The sequence below is a fragment of the Pseudomonas sp. MHK4 genome (assembly GCF_054600775.1).
Genome location: NZ_BAAIAK010000015.1, coordinates 128,703 through 143,937, shown reverse-complemented (window position 1 = coordinate 143,937; position 15,235 = coordinate 128,703). Strand labels below are relative to the sequence as shown.

Genomic DNA, 15,235 nt, shown 5'->3' with positions numbered 1-15,235 from the left:
TCAACACGCACTTCATGCTGGTCAGCGAGATGCCTCATGGCGGGCAGAAGCTGTCCGGGTACGGCAAGGACATGTCGATGTATGGGCTGGAGGACTACACCGTTGTGCGGCATGTGATGTTCAAGCATTAAAACCATCGCCAGCAGGCTGGCTCCCACAATTTGACTGTGGGAGCCAGCCTGCTGGCGATGGCATCACCGCAAATCCCCAGCCGTGCGTCATAGCGTCCTCTGGCTATTGCCAATCCCCTTGGCAATGTCGATCCCCCAGTCCATCGCCGCTTCCATGTCCAGCATATGCGGTTTGGGATCGTGGTTTTCGTCGATGGCCGTGCCGTCCGGTCGGTAGACTCCGATGAACATGCCCAGGGAGCCGTCCTTCAGTATCTCGGCCTTGACCTTGATGCTGCATCCGTTCGAAAGCGTCTCCTTGTGCTCCAGATGGCGCTCAGTCATTGCTGTTTTCCTCCCGTGGCAGTTTTGGACCTATCGGCAATGCTAGCTCAGGCGCCTGCACAGCGCCGGTAAACACGCCCTGACAGCGGCGTAATGCCACCTATACTACAGGCCACCTCCCCCCCAAGGGGCTGCACGTCCAACAATAAAAAGCAGAGGTGGAACATGGTCTGGCAGCAAATCTACGATCCGTTCAACAATCCGGTGCTGTCGACCCTCATGGCCGCCGTGCCGGTGGTGGTGATGCTCGCGGCCCTTGCGTTCTTCCATGTCAAGGCACACCTGGCGGCGTTGCTCGCCCTGGCCTCGGCCCTGGTGATCGCGATATTCGCCTTCGGCATGCCCGCCGGCATGGCCGGGTCGGCCGCGCTGTACGGTGCCGCCAACGGTTTGCTGCCGATCGGCTGGATTGTCTTGAACATCATTTTCCTGCATCGGCTGACGACCGAGAACGGCTCGTTCAAAGTGCTGCAGGACTCCCTGGCGCGGATCACCGACGATCGCCGCCTGCAATTGCTGCTGATCGCCTTCTGCTTCGGCGCCTTTTTCGAGGGCGCAGCCGGGTTCGGTACACCGGTGGCGGTGACCGGGGCGATCCTCATTGGCCTGGGCTTCTCACCGCTGGCCGCCTCGGGCCTGGCGCTGATCGCCAACACCGCGCCCGTGGCATTCGGTGCCCTGGGTACGCCGATCATCACCCTGGCCAAGGTCACCGGGCTCGATGAAATGGAGCTGTCGATGATGGTCGGTCGGCAGCTGCCGTTCTTCTCGGTGATCGTGCCGTTCTGGCTGATCTGGGCCTTCGCCGGCTGGCGCAAGATGCTGGAAATCTGGCCGGCAATCCTGATCGCCGGTGTCAGTTTTGCCATTCCACAGTTCGTCGTGTCCAACTATCACGGGCCGATGCTGGTGGACGTGATCGCCGCGCTGATTTCCATGGCCTGCCTGACGGGTTTCCTGAAAGTGTGGAAACCGGCCACCGTGCACACCTCCGCCGCCCTGACCGGGCGCGTCGACAACTCGGCGATCGCCGAGGAACACGAGCAAAAGCCGGTGGCCAGCGCTGCCTTTGCCAGCGACGCCAAGCCCGCGGTGATGCGCGCCTGGATGCCGTGGATCATCCTCACCGTCTTCGTGTTCGCCTGGGGCACCCAAGGCTTCAAGAACATGTTCGACACCCGCCCGGCGATCGATCCTGCCACCCATTCGGCCAAACTGGATCCCCAGGGTAAACCGCTGCGCGAGGCCAACCCGGTGTTCGCTCCGGTGCTGACCTTCACCACGATTCACCAGCAGATCGAAAAGGTGCCGCCCGTGGTGCCCGCGCCGAAAACCGAAGACGCGATCTACAAGTTCACCTGGTTCACCGCCACCGGCACCGGCATTTTGCTGTCGGCGATCCTCGGCGGGCTGTTGATGGGCTACTCCATCCCGCAGTTGATCCACCAGTACCTGCGAACGCTGTGGGTGGTGCGCTACTCACTGATCACCATTACCGCGATGCTGGCCCTGGGGTTCCTCACCCGCTATTCGGGCCTGGACGCGACCATGGGCCTGGCCTTTGCCGCGACCGGGATCTTCTATCCGATGTTCGGCACCCTGCTGGGCTGGCTCGGCGTGGCCCTGACCGGTTCGGACACCGCGTCCAACGTGCTGTTCGGCGGCTTGCAACGGGTGACCGCCGAGCAATTGGGGCTCAGCCCGGTACTGATGGCCGCCGCCAACAGTTCCGGCGGGGTCATGGGCAAGATGGTCGACGCCCAGTCGATCGTGGTCGCCTCCACCGCCACCCGCTGGTACGGCCATGAAGGGGAAATCCTGCGCTATGTGTTTTTCCACTCGATCATCCTGGCGATCCTGGTCGGCGGCCTGGTGACCTTGCAGGCCTATGTCGCGCCGTTCAGTCATATGGTGGTGGGCGGCCACTGATCGGCACAGCCCCGGGTTGCTCGCGCAACTCTGTTAAAAAACCCGGGCAATGGCCCGGGCTTTCATGAACGGAGTATCGTAAAAAGACTATGAACATTCTTTACGATGAACGCGTTGACGGCGCGTTGCCAGAGGTCGACAAGAGGGCGCTGTTGCAGGCCTTGCGCACGCAGTTGCCTGATCTTGAGATCCTGCACCAGCAGGAAGAACTCAGGCCGTACGAATGCGACGGGCTCAGCGCCTACCGCACCACGCCGATGCTGGTGGTGCTGCCGCGCGACATAACCCAGGTCCAGGGCATCTTGCGCCTGTGTCATGAACGCCGGGTAGCGGTCGTCGCCCGGGGCGCCGGCACCGGTCTGTCCGGCGGCGCCTTGCCCCTGGAAAAAGGCGTGCTGCTGGTGATGGCCCGCTTCAACCAGATCCTGCAGATCGACCCTGCCGCCCGAACCGCCAGGGTTCAGCCAGGGGTGCGCAACCTGGCGATCTCCCAGGCCGCCGCACCGTTCGGCCTGTACTACGCGCCCGACCCCTCCTCGCAAATCGCCTGCTCCATTGGCGGTAACGTCGCCGAAAACGCCGGCGGCGTGCATTGCCTGAAATACGGCCTGACCGTGCACAACCTGCTCAAGGTGGACATCCTCACCGTCGACGGCGAACTCTTGACCCTGGGCTGCGACGCCCTCGATTCCCCCGGCCTTGACTTGCTGGCCTTGTTCACCGGCTCCGAAGGCATGCTCGGGGTGATCACCGAGGTCACGGTCAAGCTGCTGCCCAGACCGCAGTCCGCCAAGGTGCTGCTGGCGGCATTCGACTCAGTGGAAAAAGCCGGCCGCGCGGTCGGCGACATCATTGCCGCCGGCATCATTCCCGGTGGCCTGGAAATGATGGACAACCTGGCCATCCGCGCCGCCGAAGACTTTATCCACGCCGGATACCCGGTGGAGGCCGAAGCCATCCTTTTGTGTGAACTCGACGGCGTCGAAGCCGACGTGCGTGATGATTGCGACCGCGTGCGCCAGGTGCTGCAACAGGCCGGCGCCACCGAAGTGCGCCAGGCCAAGGATGAGGCCGAGCGCGTGCGCTTCTGGGCCGGGCGCAAGAACGCCTTTCCGGCGGTGGGCCGCCTGTCACCGGATTACTACTGCATGGACGGCACCATCCCGCGCCGCGAGCTGCCCGGAGTGCTCAAGGCCATCGCCAGCCTCTCGGCCGAGTACGGCCTGCGGGTGGCCAACGTGTTCCATGCCGGCGACGGCAACATGCATCCGCTGATCCTGTTCGATGCCAATACGCCTGGCGAACTGGACCGCGCCGAAACCCTGGGCGGCAAGATCCTCGAGCTGTGCGTGAAGGTCGGCGGCAGCATCACCGGTGAACACGGCGTCGGCCGGGAAAAGATCAACCAGATGTGCGCGCAGTTCAACAGCGACGAGCTGACCCTGTTCCATGCGGTCAAGGCGGCGTTCGACCCCAGTGGCCTGCTCAACCCTGGCAAGAATATTCCAACCCTGCATCGCTGCGCCGAATTTGGCGCCATGCATGTGCATGCCGGAAAACTGCCCTTCCCTGACCTGGAGCGCTTCTGATGCAGGCACCGGCCGATCTCGATGACAGCAGCGCGTTGCTGGAGCAGGTCAATCAGGCATTGGCTAACGCCACGCCGCTGCGCATCCAGGGTGCCAACACCAAGGCGTTCCTGGGACGGGTGACGGCGGGCGAAATACTCGACACTCGATCGCACCGTGGCATCGTCAGCTACGACCCGACGGAGCTTGTGGTTACGGTGCGCTGCGGCACGCCACTGGCGGAGTTGGCGCAGGTGCTGGACGCCGCGCAGCAGATGCTGCCCTGCGAGCCGCCTTCCTTCGGCGACGATGCCACCGTCGGCGGCATGATCGCCTGCGGGCTGTCGGGGCCGCGTCGGCCGTGGTCGGGGTCGGTCAGGGATTTCGTCCTGGGTACCCGGGTGATCACGGGCCTGGGCAAGCACCTGCGCTTCGGTGGCGAAGTCATGAAAAACGTCGCCGGCTACGACCTGTCGCGCCTGATGGCCGGCAGTTACGGCGTGCTCGGCCTGGTCACCGAGGTCTCGCTCAAGGTGTTGCCCAAACCCCGGCAAGCCCTGAGCATCAGCCTGCAGATGAATGCCGAAAATGCCCTGCTGCGCCTCGCGGAATGGGGCCAGCAACCGCTGCCGATCAGCGCCGCGTGCCATGACGGTGAACGCCTGCACCTGCGGCTGGAGGGCGGCGAAGGTTCGGTGGCGGCGGCCCATGACCGCCTCGGCGGCGAGTTACTCGACGCTGCGTACTGGGCCGATCTGAACGAACAGCGCCTGGCTTTCTTCGACGAAGACCAGCCACTGTGGCGCGTGTCGGTGCCCAACAACACGCCACGGCTGTCCCTGCCCGGCCGGCAATTGATCGACTGGGGCGGCGCCCAGCGCTGGCTCAAGTCCGACGCCGAGGCAAAGTTCATTCGCCAGGTCGTCGAGGAGGCTGGCGGGCACGTCACCTGCTACAGCCATGGACTCACGGACACGCCCTTCCAGCCGCTGCCCGACGCATTGATGCGCTACCACAAGAACCTCAAGCAGCAACTCGACCCCCAGGGCATCTTCAACCCCGGACGTCTGTACGCGGAGTTATGAATCATGCAGACCACCTTGAGCGAACGCGCCCGTCAATTGCCCCGCGCCGAAGAAGCCGACAGCATCCTGCGCACCTGCGTGCACTGCGGTTTCTGCAACGCCACCTGCCCGACCTATCAGTTGCTCGGCGATGAACTGGACGGTCCGCGCGGGCGCATCTACCTGATCAAGCAAGTGCTGGAAGGCAACGAGGTGACGCAAAAGACCCAGCAGCACCTGGATCGCTGCCTGTCATGCCGCAACTGCGAAACCACCTGCCCTTCGGGGGTCGATTACCACAACTTGCTGGACATCGGCCGGGCCGTGGTCGATGCGGCGGTACCGCGTCCGCTCGGTCAGCGTCTGTTGCGCGAAGGGCTGCGCACGCTGGTGCCGCACCCGGACCTGTTCAAGCGCCTGGTCAACAGCGGCCAGGCATTTCGGGCGCTGCTGCCCGGCGCGCTGCAAAGCAAACTGCCGCGCAACCTGCCGGTGACCAAGCAGCGTCCCGCCGTGCGCCATACCCGCCAGGTGCTGATGCTCGAAGGTTGCGTGCAGCCCGGCCTGTCGCCCAATACCAACGTGGCCGCCGCCAGGGTCCTGGACCGCCTGGGCATCAGCGTCATGCCGGCCCGCGAGGCCGGCTGTTGCGGCGCCGTGGATTATCACCTGGACGCCCAGGCCGCCGGCCTCGATCGCGCCCGGCACAACATCGATGCCTGGTGGCCGGGCATTGAAAAAGGCGCCGAGGCCATCGTGCAAACCGCCAGCGGTTGCGGCGCGTTCATCAAGGATTACGGGCATCTGCTCGAGCACGACCCGGAGTATGCCGACAAGGCCAAAAGGGTCAGCGCGTTGGCCAAAGACCTGGTGGAGGTGCTGCGCGCCGAACCGCTGGAACAGCTGGGCATCCACAACGCCCATCGCGTGGCATTCCATTGTCCCTGCACCTTGCAGCACGCGCAAAAACTCGGTGGCGCGGTCGAAAAAGTACTGATGCGCCTGGGCTTCAACCTCACCACCGTGCCTGACGGCCATTTGTGCTGCGGTTCGGCGGGCACCTACTCGCTGACCCAGCCGGAACTGGCCCGGCAACTGCGCGATAACAAGATGAATGCCCTGGAAAGCGGCTACCCCGAAGTCATCGTCACCGCCAACATCGGCTGTCAGTCGCACCTCGACGGCGCGGGCCGTACCCCCGTCCGGCACTGGATCGAACTGGTCGAAGCCGCCCTGTCCCAATAGCGCCTACCGGAGAACGCCCATGAACAGCAAACCCTTCCTGAGCCAGGCCGAAGTCAGCCAGATACTCACCGCCGCCCGCACCGAAGCCCAGGACAACCATTGGCCGGTGACCATTGCGGTGGTCGACGATGGCGGTCATCCCCTGGCCCTCGAACGCCTCGATGGCGCGCCGCCCATCAGTGCCTACATCGCCACCGAAAAAGCCCGCACCTCGGCCCTGGGGCGGCGTGAATCGAAAGTCTATGAAGAGATGGTCAATGGCGGGCGCACGGCCTTTGTCTCGGCACCGCTTTTGACCTCGCTCGAAGGCGGGGTACCGATCATGGTCGACGGCCAGGTGGTCGGCGCGGTCGGGGTGTCCGGGGTCAAGGCCGAACAGGATGCGCAAGTGGCGAAGGCCGGGGCGCAGAGTTTGTAATTTGGCATGCCCCCCTGTAGGAGCGAGCTTGCTCGCGATGGAGGTCAACGATGACGCGGGGAGCCTGACACCCCGCGCCGCTCTCAGGTTTTTCGCGAGCAAGCTCGTTCCTACAAGGTTCGCGTTCGATAGGATGAAGAGGAAGCGCCTATATGACCCGTCTCACTGCAAAAGACTTTTCCCCGCAACTGCTGGAACTCTACGACTACTACGCCCATGGCCTGATCAACCGGCGCGAGTTTCTCGACCGTGCCGCGCTGTTCACCCTGGGTGGCTTGACCGCCAGTGCACTGCTGGCGTCCCTGAGCCCGGACTACGCCCTGGCCGAACAGGTCGAATTCACCGACCCGGACATCATTGCCGAGTACGTCGACTATCCCTCACCCAAGGGCCATGGGCAGGTTCGCGGCTATCTGGTGCGTCCGGCCAAAGCCGCCGGCAAGCCCCCTGCGGTGGTGGTCGTGCACGAAAACCGTGGGCTCAACCCCTATATCGAAGACGTCGCGCGGCGCCTGGCCAAGGCCGGATTCATTGCCCTCGCCCCGGATGGCCTGAGCTCGGTCGGCGGCTATCCCGGCAATGACGACAAGGGCCGTGCGCTTCAGGAGAAAGTCGACCCGCAAAAGCTCATGAATGACTTCTTTGCGGCCGTCGAATGGATGATGAAACACCCCGACGCCAGCGGCAAAGTCGGCATCACCGGTTTCTGTTATGGCGGTGGTGTCACCAACGCGGCTGCCGTGGCGTACCCGGAACTGGGCGCCGCCGTGTCGTTCTACGGTCGGCAACCGGAGGCTAAGGATGTACCGCGGATCAAGGCGCCGGTGATGCTGCACTACGGTGAACTGGATACGCGCATCAACGAAGGCTGGCCCGCCTATGAGCAGGCGTTGAAGGCCGGGGGCAAGACCTATGAAGCCTACATCTACCCCGGCGCCAACCATGGTTTTCACAACGACTCCACGCCGCGTTATGACGAAGCGGCGGCCAAGTTGGCGTGGGAGCGGACGCTGGGGTGGTTTCGCAAATACCTGGTGTGAGCCGAAGCCACCCTTCATAGCACCCGTTGCAGGAGCCCGGCTTGCCGGCGAAGGCGATCTCACGGACGCCATCGCCGGCAGGCCAGCTCCCACAAGGGCCGGGGTTATTTCGGTTGTGCCACCGTGCGCAGATACGGCTTCAGCGTCTTGAAGCCGTCCGGGTATTTCTTCTTCGCATCCTCGTCGGACACCGACGTCGGAATGATCACGTCTTCCCCCGGCCGCCAGTTCACAGGCGTGGCAACGGTGTGCTTGGCGTTGAGCTGCAGCGAATCAAGCAAACGCAGCACTTCATCGAAATTGCGCCCGGCGCTCATCGGGTAGATCAGCATCGCCTTGACCTTCTTGTCGGGGCCGACCAGGAACACCGAGCGGACCGTGGCATTGTCCACCGCGGTGCGAGTGCCGCCGCTGGCATTGGGGTGAATCATGTCGTAGAGCTTGGCCACGACCAGGTTTTCATCGCCGATCAGCGGGTAGTTGACGGCATTGCCCTGGGTTTCTTCGATGTCACCCACCCATTTTTCGTGATCACTGACCGGGTCGATGCTCAGGCCGAGAATCTTGGTGTTGCGCTTGTCGAACTCCGGCTTGAGTTTGGCCAGGTAACCCAGTTCGGTGGTGCACACCGGGGTGAAATCCTTGGGATGCGAAAACAGGATGGCCCAGCCGTCACCGATCCATTGGTGGAAGTTGAGCGTGCCTTCGGTGGTTTGTGCGGTGAAATCCGGCGCTTCGTCGCCTATGCGGATTGCCATGTTCGATCTCCTTGCAGTAATGGTCAGGGGACGCTGTCGCAGCGCGGGTGAGCGCTTGCGACGGCATTGAAAATGGGTGCCTTGCTGTTGACGCGACTCAGTATAGGAGACGATTGCCGATCGATCAGCCGCCCAGCGCAATGATCGCGGCGATCAGCGCGGCACCGAGCACGGCCAGGGCAACCCCGCCCTGCCACGGTTTGGCGCCGGCATAACGCGCCAGGATCCAGCCGGCCACGAACAGCACCAGGATGCCGATGGCGTTGGACAAACGCACCGCCAGCGCGGTCTGATCAAGAAGCAGGAACGGCACCACCAGCGGGAAGGTCGCCACCACCACCAACAGGAATACGCCCAGCGCGCCCTTGAAATCCTCCAGGCCCAACGCCGGCTGCAGCGGCGTGGCGGGCGCCTGGATCAAGCGTTGGCGCAACGCTTCCAGGCCTTCGGCACCGGCCGCCAGGGCGATCCGTGGCGGCAGCGCATCGGCGATCAGCGCCTGGCCCGCGCTGGCGTCGCGACCCTCGCGCAAACCGCTGAACAAGTTGCGGTTGCGCGTGCGCTCGATGACCGTGCGCAGCAGATACATCACCGCGTCCGCCAGGCCCCAGGCCAGGTTGCAGCCCAGCGCGGCGATCATCATCGTGCGTTCTTCCTCCTGATTGGCGGTGGCCACGCTGATGGTTCCGGTGAACGTCATGGCCATGAGCAGGCCGAAAATCACTTCGGTGACCCGATCGACCGGATCGAGCACGCGGGCGCGTTTCTGTTCTGCGTTTTCGTGCATGGCTACCCCACCAAGGCGATCAGTTGATGACGCTGTGCATCGGTGAGCATCGGACCGAAACCGGCGCTGGCGTTTTCCGTCATGTAGCGCGGATTGCCGGTGCCGGGGATCACGCAGGTCACCGCCGAATGCGACAAGAGGAACTTGAGTGCCAGGGGCGGCCAGCTCTTGACCCCGACTTGCGCGGCCCAGCCGGGCAAGGGTTTGCCTTGCAAGCGCGCGATCAGGCCACCGCCGCCGAACGGCCGGTTGCAGATCACCGCCACACCGCGGTCGCGACACAGCGGCAGGATACGTTTTTCCACTGCGCGATCATCCAGCGCGTAGTTGATCTGCAGGAAGTCCAGTGGCTCGGCCTTGAGCACCGCCTCCACTTCGTCATAGGCCGACGCCGTGTAATGGCTGATGCCGATGTAGCGAATGCGACCTGCCTCCTTCCATTCGCGCAGGGTTGGCAGATGGGTTTGCCAGTCCAGAAGGTTGTGGATCTGCATCAAGTCGATGCGGTCGGTCTGCAGCAGCTTGAAGGACTGCTCCATCTGCGCGATGCCTTCTTCGCGGCCCCGGGTCCACACCTTGGTCGCCAGGAAGGCCGGCGACCGTGGCTCGTGAATCGACAGCAGCTCACCTGTGGTCTGTTCGGCGCGGCCGTACATCGGCGAGCTGTCGATGACTTTGCCGCCCTTTTCGAACAACGCGTCGAGCACTGCGGGCAAGCTGCGGTAGGCGGGATCCGAAGGCGCCACATCGAAGCCGCGATAGGTGCCCAGGCCGACGGCGGGCAATGGCTCTTTGCTGGAAGGAATGACGCGGGTCATCATGGTCTTGCCTCCTGTTCCCGCCGCTGGCGAGTTTTGCGCGACGCTCGGGCCGAGCGTGAAGACCGCCGATGCGGCGGCAGCCAGCGTGAGTATTTGCCTGCGGGTAAAACCTTGCCGATGACTCATGGCGACTCCCTCACCTGGGGTTCAGCGTCGGCCATTCGCGCCTGGCGCCTGGCCAGCCACAGGCACAACCCGCCCCACACGCCCGCGAACGGCACAATCGCCACCGCGACCAGGCCGAAACCTGCGCCCACGGCCGTCAAACCGGTCGACAGCCAGCCACTGGCGGCATCACCACCACGATAGACCAGGGTTTCGATGACGTTCTTGGCCTTGTACTTCTCTTCCCGGCTGACCACCGTCCACAGCACCTCACGCGCCGGCCGCACGATGCCGAACTCCACCGCGCGGCGCAGCCCCTGGGCCAGGGCCACGCTGGCCGGCACCGGCGCCACGGCCATGACGCAAAACGCCACGACGGTCGCCAGGGGCATGACCAGCAGCGCACCACCGATGCCCAGCAGGCGGATCAACGGCGCCGTCAGCAGCAACTGGCAGATCAGGGTCAGCGCCGACACCAGCAGATCGACCATGGCGAAGAATTGCGTCCTGCTGCCTACATCAGCGTAGCTGCCAGTAACGATCCGTCCCTGCTCGAAATACAACAAAGTCGCGGCGCTGGTGTGCAGCAGCATGAAGGCCACCAAGCCCAACAGATAAGGCGAGCGCAGGATCAGGGTGATCCCGGCGAGCATGCTGCCGCCCAGGCGCCGTTCGTCCAAAAGCCGATGACCCGCCTGCGCGTGCGTCCTCGCCAGCAGCCCCCGATAGCAACGCACCGCCACCTCCAGCAGCAGCGCCGCGGCGACGGTCAACGCCAGCGGGCCCAGACGAGTGGCCATGGTCGCCGCCAGCAAAGGCCCGATGAAAGTGCCCAGGGTGCCGCCGGCCGCGATGCAGCCGAACAGCCGTCGGCCTTGCTCGCTGGAAAAGCGGTCGACCAGCACACTCCAGAAAATCGAGACGATGAACAGGTTGTAGAGGCTGATCCAGACAAAAAACACCTGGCCGACCATCACCGGCGCGACACGGTTGTCGATCAACAGGCCAAACACCAGCATCGATACGGCAATCGCGCGGTAGATCAACGGCACGAAGCGCGTGGCCGGCAGCCGCGACGCCAGTGCGCCAAACACCGGTACCATCAGCAGCATCACCACGAACGTGGCGGTGAACAGCCACTGCAACCGGTCGACGCCGCCTTCAAGGCCAAGAGCGTCGCGCAACGGTCGCACCAGGTAATAGCTGGCAAGCACGCAGAAGTGGAAGGCGAAACCCAAGGCCAGGGCCGCTCTTTCCGAAGGCTTTACGTTGAGCCACTTGAGCGCGATGGGCATCGGTGCCCTCCTTTACCGCCAGCTACACTCTGACAGCACCCCGGAGCCGTCAATGCCGCCCACTAACGTTAGCCGAATGTCCCGTACCCTGGTGTTACTCGTCGTCATCGCCGCTGCGCTGTACCTGGCGCTCTGCGCGGCCCTGTTCGTGTTTCAGCGCGCGCTCATCTACTACCCGCAGCCCCGCGCCGTCGACTCACCCGACACGTTGCTGACATTGCCCGTGGACGAAGTGCAGGTGTTGGTGTCGGTGCGCGTGCACGACGGCCCCAAGGCACTGATTTATTTTGGTGGCAATGCCGAGGACGTTGCGCGCAGCCTGCCGGACTTCGCCCGGGCCTTCCCCGACCATGCCCTGTACCTGCTGCATTACCGTGGCTACGGCGGCAGCTCCGGTTCACCTTCGGAAGAAGCGATTGCCCGCGATGCCATGGCCTTGTTCGACAAGGTCTACGCCGAACATCCGCAGGTTGCAGTGGTAGGGCGCAGTCTGGGTTCGGGGGTTGCGGTGCGCCTGGCCAGTTCTCGACCGGCGACGAAACTGCTGCTGATCACGCCGTACAACAGCCTGGTGGAATTGGCTGAGCGCCAGTTCCGCTGGTTTCCGGTGAAGTGGCTGTTGAAGGATAAATACGAGTCATGGCGCTATGCCGAACACATCACAGTGCCGACGCACCTGATCGCCGCCGAGCACGACGAAGTGATTCCAGGCGCCAGCACCCGGCGCCTCCACAGCCATTTCCCGGTGGGCGTGGCGACGCTGCAGGTGATTGCGGGCACCGGGCACAATACGATCAGCAACAGCCCGGAATACCTCGAGGCGCTGGAGGATGGCCTGTAACTGTAGGAGCCGGCTTGCCGGCGAAGGCGATCTCACGGACGCCTTCGCCGGCAAGCCGGGCTCCTACAGGCGCGGGACGAGTTATATCAGGCCGGAACGCCCAGGATGATGTGCGAAGCCTTGATCACCGCCGTGGCGCTGACACCCGGTGCCAGGCCCAGTTCTGCGACGGCGTCGCGGGTCACGATCGAATACACCTTGGAACCGCCCGCCAGCTCGATCACCACTTCGGCGTTGACCGCGCCGTCGTTGACGCTCAGCACCTTGCCCTCAAGGCAGTTGCGGGCCGAGAGGCGAATGTCGGCGGATTCGGTCATCAACATCACCCACGGCGCCTTGATCAGGGCGATGGCGTCCTTGCCGGCGGCGATCCCCAGGTTCTTGACGCTTTCCATGGTCACGACGGCCACCAGTTGCTCACCACCGGGCAGGGTCAAGCTCACCTCGGCGTTGACCGCGCCGGCCTGAACGTGACTGACCTGGCCTTTGAATACGTTGCGTGCACTGACTTTCATGAGGAGCGTCCTTGTTGACTTCTGAGTTAGGTTTTGACGAGATCATCGGGAAAGCGCTGTGTAGAAACAACCATAGCGCTCAAATTGCGTTTACGCGGGCGAACTGACCAACCGGCTTCGGGTCTTCGGCACCACCGCTGATCAGAGATTTCAGCCACACACAATAAAAACATATTTATATGCTTTAATTGATATTGTCGAACGTTCCCACTCTCAGAGGGTGCCGTCATGAATATCAAAACCATTGCCCTGATCCTCCTGGCTTTCTGTGCGCAGCCGGCCTGGAGTCAGGCCGCTCCCGCGCCAACTCCAATCACCGATAGCGCCGCGCTGACCACGCGCCTGGCGCTGCGCGATCTTTGGGTCGAACACATTTTCTGGATCAGGAACTACGCGCTCGCCAACCAGGCCGCAGACCGCCAGCAGGCCAAAGTGGCGGCGGACCAGGTCGTCGACAACGCCACTAAAATCGCCAACAGCATCGCGCCGCTCTATGGCCAACCGGCCGCCGATCAAATGCTCAAGCTGCTGGCCGGTCACTGGGGCGCGGTGAAACACTACAGCGACGCCACGGTGACCAAGGACAGCAAAGGCAAACAGGCCGCCGTTACCGAGTTGACCGGCAATGCCAAGGCGATCGCCGCGTTCCTCGCCGGGGCCAACCCGAATCTGCCTGAGGCAACGCTGGTCAATTTGCTGTCGGCCCATGGCGGCCATCACATCGCCCAGATCGATGAATTCGCCGCGCACGATTACGCCGGCGAGGCGCGCACCTGGTCGATGATGCGCACGCATATACTGGCGCTGGCGGACGCACTGACTGCGGCGCTGGTCAAGCAATTCCCCGACAAGTTCTGACACCGCGCGAGGGCACACCATGCTGCAAGGACTGGGCCGCACCCAGCAGGACCTGCTCAATGCGCTGCTGCACCAGGCCGGCGGCATGAGCATCGACGAGCTGGCGGAGCATCTGGCGGTCACACGCACGGCGATTCGCCAACACCTGGCGGCACTGGAGCGCGACGGCCTGGTGTTGCGTGGCGAAACCCGGCCCACGGGGCGGCGTCCGGAGCAGCTGTATCAGCTCACCGACCACGCCAGGGAGCAGTTCCCGCGCCAGTATCAGCTGCTCGCCAGCGCGCTGATCGATGAGGTGGCCGACATCATCGGCCCCGAAGCGCTGGCGACGCTGATGCGCAGCCTGGGTCGCAAACTGGCCCGGGACCGCGAACAGCAGGTCGTCGATGAAACAAAGATCGTGCAGCACATGAATCAGGCGGGTTATGAAGCCGAAGTGTTTTTTCGCTCATCCGGCGATCAGGAAATCGTTGCGCACAACTGCGTCTTTCACCGTCTTGCCGCCGCGCACCCGGTCGTGTGTGAACTGGACCTGGCGCTTATCGGGGCACTGGGCGGCGCTGAAGTCGAGCACACTGAATGCATGGTGCGCGGCGGCCATGTCTGTCGTTTCAAACTGCGGCCGGGAGAGCCACCGACGCATCACTGACCTTGCTCGCTCATCTGCATCTGCGCCTTGAGAAAACCCATCAACGCGGCTGCGGCCGGCGACAGGCTATGGCCCTTGCGACACAGGATGCCGATCTGCCGCTCCACCCTGGGCTCTGCCAGGGGCAAAAACACAAGCTGCTCGTTGCCCTGGGGAAACGCCAGGGACGGCAGCGTGGTGATGCCGATGCCCTCTTCCAGCATCGCGATCAGCGAAATCATGTTGGAGACGAACAGCAGGCTACTGTCGAGCAAGCCCTCCGCCTCCGTGCCCGCCAGCAGGCGCGAGGTGCCGTTGCGTACCAGCGGATAGGCTTGCAGGCTGGACCAGTGCAGCGCCCCACCGTTGGCCACCAGCGGATGATCATGCCGACACACCACCCCGACCCGGTCGCTGAGGATCGGCACGAACTCGATGTTGTCATCCGCCACCCACACGCTGCTGATGGCGAAGTCCACCTGCCCCTGGACCAATAGCTGCTGCACGCTGTCGGCGTTGCCGTCCTGGATGCTGATCTGCATTTTCGGATGCTCGCCGACAAACCGCGCCAGCAGGTGCGGCAGCAAGCGGCTGGCCACCGACGGCACCGTGGCAATGCTCACCTGGCCGATTTCGTGCCGCGCCAGCAGGCTGACTTCCCGGGCAATGCGATCGTGATGCGCGAGCAAATCCTGGAACAGCGGCAAACAGTGCGCGCCAAATGGCGTCAGCTCGGTTTTGCCGCCCTTTTCGAACAGCGGCTGGCCGAGCTTCTGCTCCAGCTCGCGCACCGCCAACGACAACGCCGGTTGCGTGCGATACGCCTGCCTGGCCGCGCCGTGGAAGCTTTTCAGCTGGGCGACCAGGACGAAATAACGCAGTTGAGTGATCTTCAGCTCGGGCAACAC

17 protein-coding genes are annotated in these 15,235 nt (G+C 63.7%); 10 read left to right on the top strand and 7 right to left on the bottom strand.

Features of this window, described 5'->3' with window-relative positions; translation table 11 throughout:
• Positions 1-131, top strand: a 131-nt coding sequence (locus ACYP2Q_RS27715; protein ID WP_345894469.1) for an aldehyde dehydrogenase family protein, incomplete at its 5' end; no start/stop codon positions are given.
• Between the two features lie 87 nt (positions 132-218).
• Here ACYP2Q_RS27715 and ACYP2Q_RS27710 read toward each other — a convergent pair.
• The gene (locus ACYP2Q_RS27710; RefSeq protein ID WP_046818795.1) at positions 219-455 is read right to left on the bottom strand and encodes a hypothetical protein; all 237 of its coding nucleotides are present in this window, start codon (positions 453-455) and stop codon (positions 219-221) included.
• 165 nt (positions 456-620) lie between these two features.
• Here ACYP2Q_RS27710 and ACYP2Q_RS27705 point away from each other — a divergent pair, with 165 nt between their 5' ends.
• The 6 genes from ACYP2Q_RS27705 (at position 621) to yghX (ending at position 7,719) form a co-directional block, all read left to right on the top strand.
• Positions 621-2,384 carry an L-lactate permease gene (locus tag ACYP2Q_RS27705; protein ID WP_459733392.1) on the top strand — a complete coding sequence of 588 codons (1,764 nt, stop codon included), beginning with the start codon at positions 621-623 and terminating at the stop codon, positions 2,382-2,384.
• 89 nt (positions 2,385-2,473) lie between these two features.
• The gene (gene glcD, locus ACYP2Q_RS27700; RefSeq protein ID WP_459733391.1) at positions 2,474-3,973 is read left to right on the top strand and encodes a glycolate oxidase subunit GlcD; all 1,500 of its coding nucleotides are present in this window, start codon (positions 2,474-2,476) and stop codon (positions 3,971-3,973) included.
• A complete protein-coding gene (glcE, locus tag ACYP2Q_RS27695) occupies positions 3,973-5,037 on the top strand; it encodes a glycolate oxidase subunit GlcE (RefSeq protein WP_459733390.1) in 1,065 nt (354 codons plus the stop codon). The genes glcD and glcE overlap by 1 nt, the downstream gene beginning before the upstream one ends.
• Positions 5,038-5,040: 3 nt before the next feature.
• Positions 5,041-6,261, top strand: a complete 1,221-nt coding sequence (gene glcF, locus ACYP2Q_RS27690) for a glycolate oxidase subunit GlcF (protein WP_459733389.1) — start codon at positions 5,041-5,043, stop codon at positions 6,259-6,261.
• 19 nt (positions 6,262-6,280) lie between these two features.
• Positions 6,281-6,679 (top strand): heme-binding protein, encoded by a 399-nt coding sequence (locus tag ACYP2Q_RS27685; RefSeq protein WP_459733388.1) that lies wholly within the window; start codon positions 6,281-6,283, stop codon positions 6,677-6,679.
• A 152-nt stretch (positions 6,680-6,831) separates the two neighbouring features.
• Positions 6,832-7,719: a YghX family hydrolase gene (yghX, locus tag ACYP2Q_RS27680; RefSeq protein WP_459733387.1), complete on the top strand. Its 888-nt coding sequence runs from the start codon at positions 6,832-6,834 to the stop codon at positions 7,717-7,719.
• A gap of 104 nt (positions 7,720-7,823) precedes the next feature.
• Here yghX and ACYP2Q_RS27675 read toward each other — a convergent pair whose 3' ends face one another.
• The 4 genes from ACYP2Q_RS27675 to ACYP2Q_RS27660 form a co-directional block, all read right to left on the bottom strand.
• Positions 7,824-8,477: a peroxiredoxin gene (locus ACYP2Q_RS27675; RefSeq protein WP_459733386.1), complete on the bottom strand. Its 654-nt coding sequence runs from the start codon at positions 8,475-8,477 to the stop codon at positions 7,824-7,826.
• 124 nt (positions 8,478-8,601) lie between these two features.
• Positions 8,602-9,264, bottom strand: coding sequence for a hypothetical protein (locus ACYP2Q_RS27670; protein ID WP_459733385.1), 663 nt, complete (start codon positions 9,262-9,264; stop codon positions 8,602-8,604).
• A gap of 2 nt (positions 9,265-9,266) precedes the next feature.
• Positions 9,267-10,211: an aldo/keto reductase gene (locus ACYP2Q_RS27665; protein WP_459733384.1), complete on the bottom strand. Its 945-nt coding sequence runs from the start codon at positions 10,209-10,211 to the stop codon at positions 9,267-9,269.
• Positions 10,208-11,485: an NTP/NDP exchange transporter gene (locus ACYP2Q_RS27660; protein ID WP_459733383.1), complete on the bottom strand. Its 1,278-nt coding sequence runs from the start codon at positions 11,483-11,485 to the stop codon at positions 10,208-10,210. Before ACYP2Q_RS27660 ends, ACYP2Q_RS27665 begins: the two co-directional genes overlap by 4 nt.
• 52 nt (positions 11,486-11,537) lie before the next feature.
• Between ACYP2Q_RS27660 and ACYP2Q_RS27655 the strand changes: the two genes are divergently transcribed.
• Positions 11,538-12,326: an alpha/beta hydrolase gene (locus tag ACYP2Q_RS27655; protein ID WP_459733382.1), complete on the top strand. Its 789-nt coding sequence runs from the start codon at positions 11,538-11,540 to the stop codon at positions 12,324-12,326.
• An 86-nt stretch (positions 12,327-12,412) separates the two neighbouring features.
• On the opposite strand, the gene ACYP2Q_RS27650 is transcribed toward ACYP2Q_RS27655, so the two are convergent.
• Entirely contained in the window at positions 12,413-12,841 is a 429-nt protein-coding gene (locus tag ACYP2Q_RS27650) for a TOBE domain-containing protein (RefSeq protein ID WP_459733381.1), read from the bottom strand.
• Between the two features lie 228 nt (positions 12,842-13,069).
• Between ACYP2Q_RS27650 and ACYP2Q_RS27645 the strand changes: the two genes are divergently transcribed.
• Positions 13,070-13,699 (top strand): hypothetical protein, encoded by a 630-nt coding sequence (locus tag ACYP2Q_RS27645; protein WP_459733380.1) that lies wholly within the window; start codon positions 13,070-13,072, stop codon positions 13,697-13,699.
• Between the two features lie 19 nt (positions 13,700-13,718).
• Entirely contained in the window at positions 13,719-14,348 is a 630-nt protein-coding gene (locus ACYP2Q_RS27640; protein WP_459733379.1) for a helix-turn-helix transcriptional regulator, read from the top strand.
• Here the strand turns inward: ACYP2Q_RS27640 and ACYP2Q_RS27635 are convergent.
• The gene (locus tag ACYP2Q_RS27635; protein ID WP_459733378.1) at positions 14,342-15,235 is read right to left on the bottom strand and encodes a LysR family transcriptional regulator; all 894 of its coding nucleotides are present in this window, start codon (positions 15,233-15,235) and stop codon (positions 14,342-14,344) included. The two genes, ACYP2Q_RS27640 and ACYP2Q_RS27635, sit on opposite strands and share 7 nt — an antisense overlap.

Coding starts and splice junctions, on each gene's coding strand:
- ACYP2Q_RS27710 (WP_046818795.1), bottom strand. CDS start 455: ATGACTGAGCGCCATCTGGAGCACAAGGAGACGCTTTCGAACGGATGC.
- ACYP2Q_RS27705 (WP_459733392.1), top strand. CDS start 621: ATGGTCTGGCAGCAAATCTACGATCCGTTCAACAATCCGGTGCTGTCG.
- glcD (WP_459733391.1), top strand. CDS start 2,474: ATGAACATTCTTTACGATGAACGCGTTGACGGCGCGTTGCCAGAGGTC.
- glcE (WP_459733390.1), top strand. CDS start 3,973: ATGCAGGCACCGGCCGATCTCGATGACAGCAGCGCGTTGCTGGAGCAG.
- glcF (WP_459733389.1), top strand. CDS start 5,041: ATGCAGACCACCTTGAGCGAACGCGCCCGTCAATTGCCCCGCGCCGAA.
- ACYP2Q_RS27685 (WP_459733388.1), top strand. CDS start 6,281: ATGAACAGCAAACCCTTCCTGAGCCAGGCCGAAGTCAGCCAGATACTC.
- yghX (WP_459733387.1), top strand. CDS start 6,832: ATGACCCGTCTCACTGCAAAAGACTTTTCCCCGCAACTGCTGGAACTC.
- ACYP2Q_RS27675 (WP_459733386.1), bottom strand. CDS start 8,477: ATGGCAATCCGCATAGGCGACGAAGCGCCGGATTTCACCGCACAAACC.
- ACYP2Q_RS27670 (WP_459733385.1), bottom strand. CDS start 9,264: ATGCACGAAAACGCAGAACAGAAACGCGCCCGCGTGCTCGATCCGGTC.
- ACYP2Q_RS27665 (WP_459733384.1), bottom strand. CDS start 10,211: ATGAGTCATCGGCAAGGTTTTACCCGCAGGCAAATACTCACGCTGGCT.
- ACYP2Q_RS27660 (WP_459733383.1), bottom strand. CDS start 11,485: ATGCCCATCGCGCTCAAGTGGCTCAACGTAAAGCCTTCGGAAAGAGCG.
- ACYP2Q_RS27655 (WP_459733382.1), top strand. CDS start 11,538: ATGCCGCCCACTAACGTTAGCCGAATGTCCCGTACCCTGGTGTTACTC.
- ACYP2Q_RS27650 (WP_459733381.1), bottom strand. CDS start 12,841: ATGAAAGTCAGTGCACGCAACGTATTCAAAGGCCAGGTCAGTCACGTT.
- ACYP2Q_RS27645 (WP_459733380.1), top strand. CDS start 13,070: ATGAATATCAAAACCATTGCCCTGATCCTCCTGGCTTTCTGTGCGCAG.
- ACYP2Q_RS27640 (WP_459733379.1), top strand. CDS start 13,719: ATGCTGCAAGGACTGGGCCGCACCCAGCAGGACCTGCTCAATGCGCTG.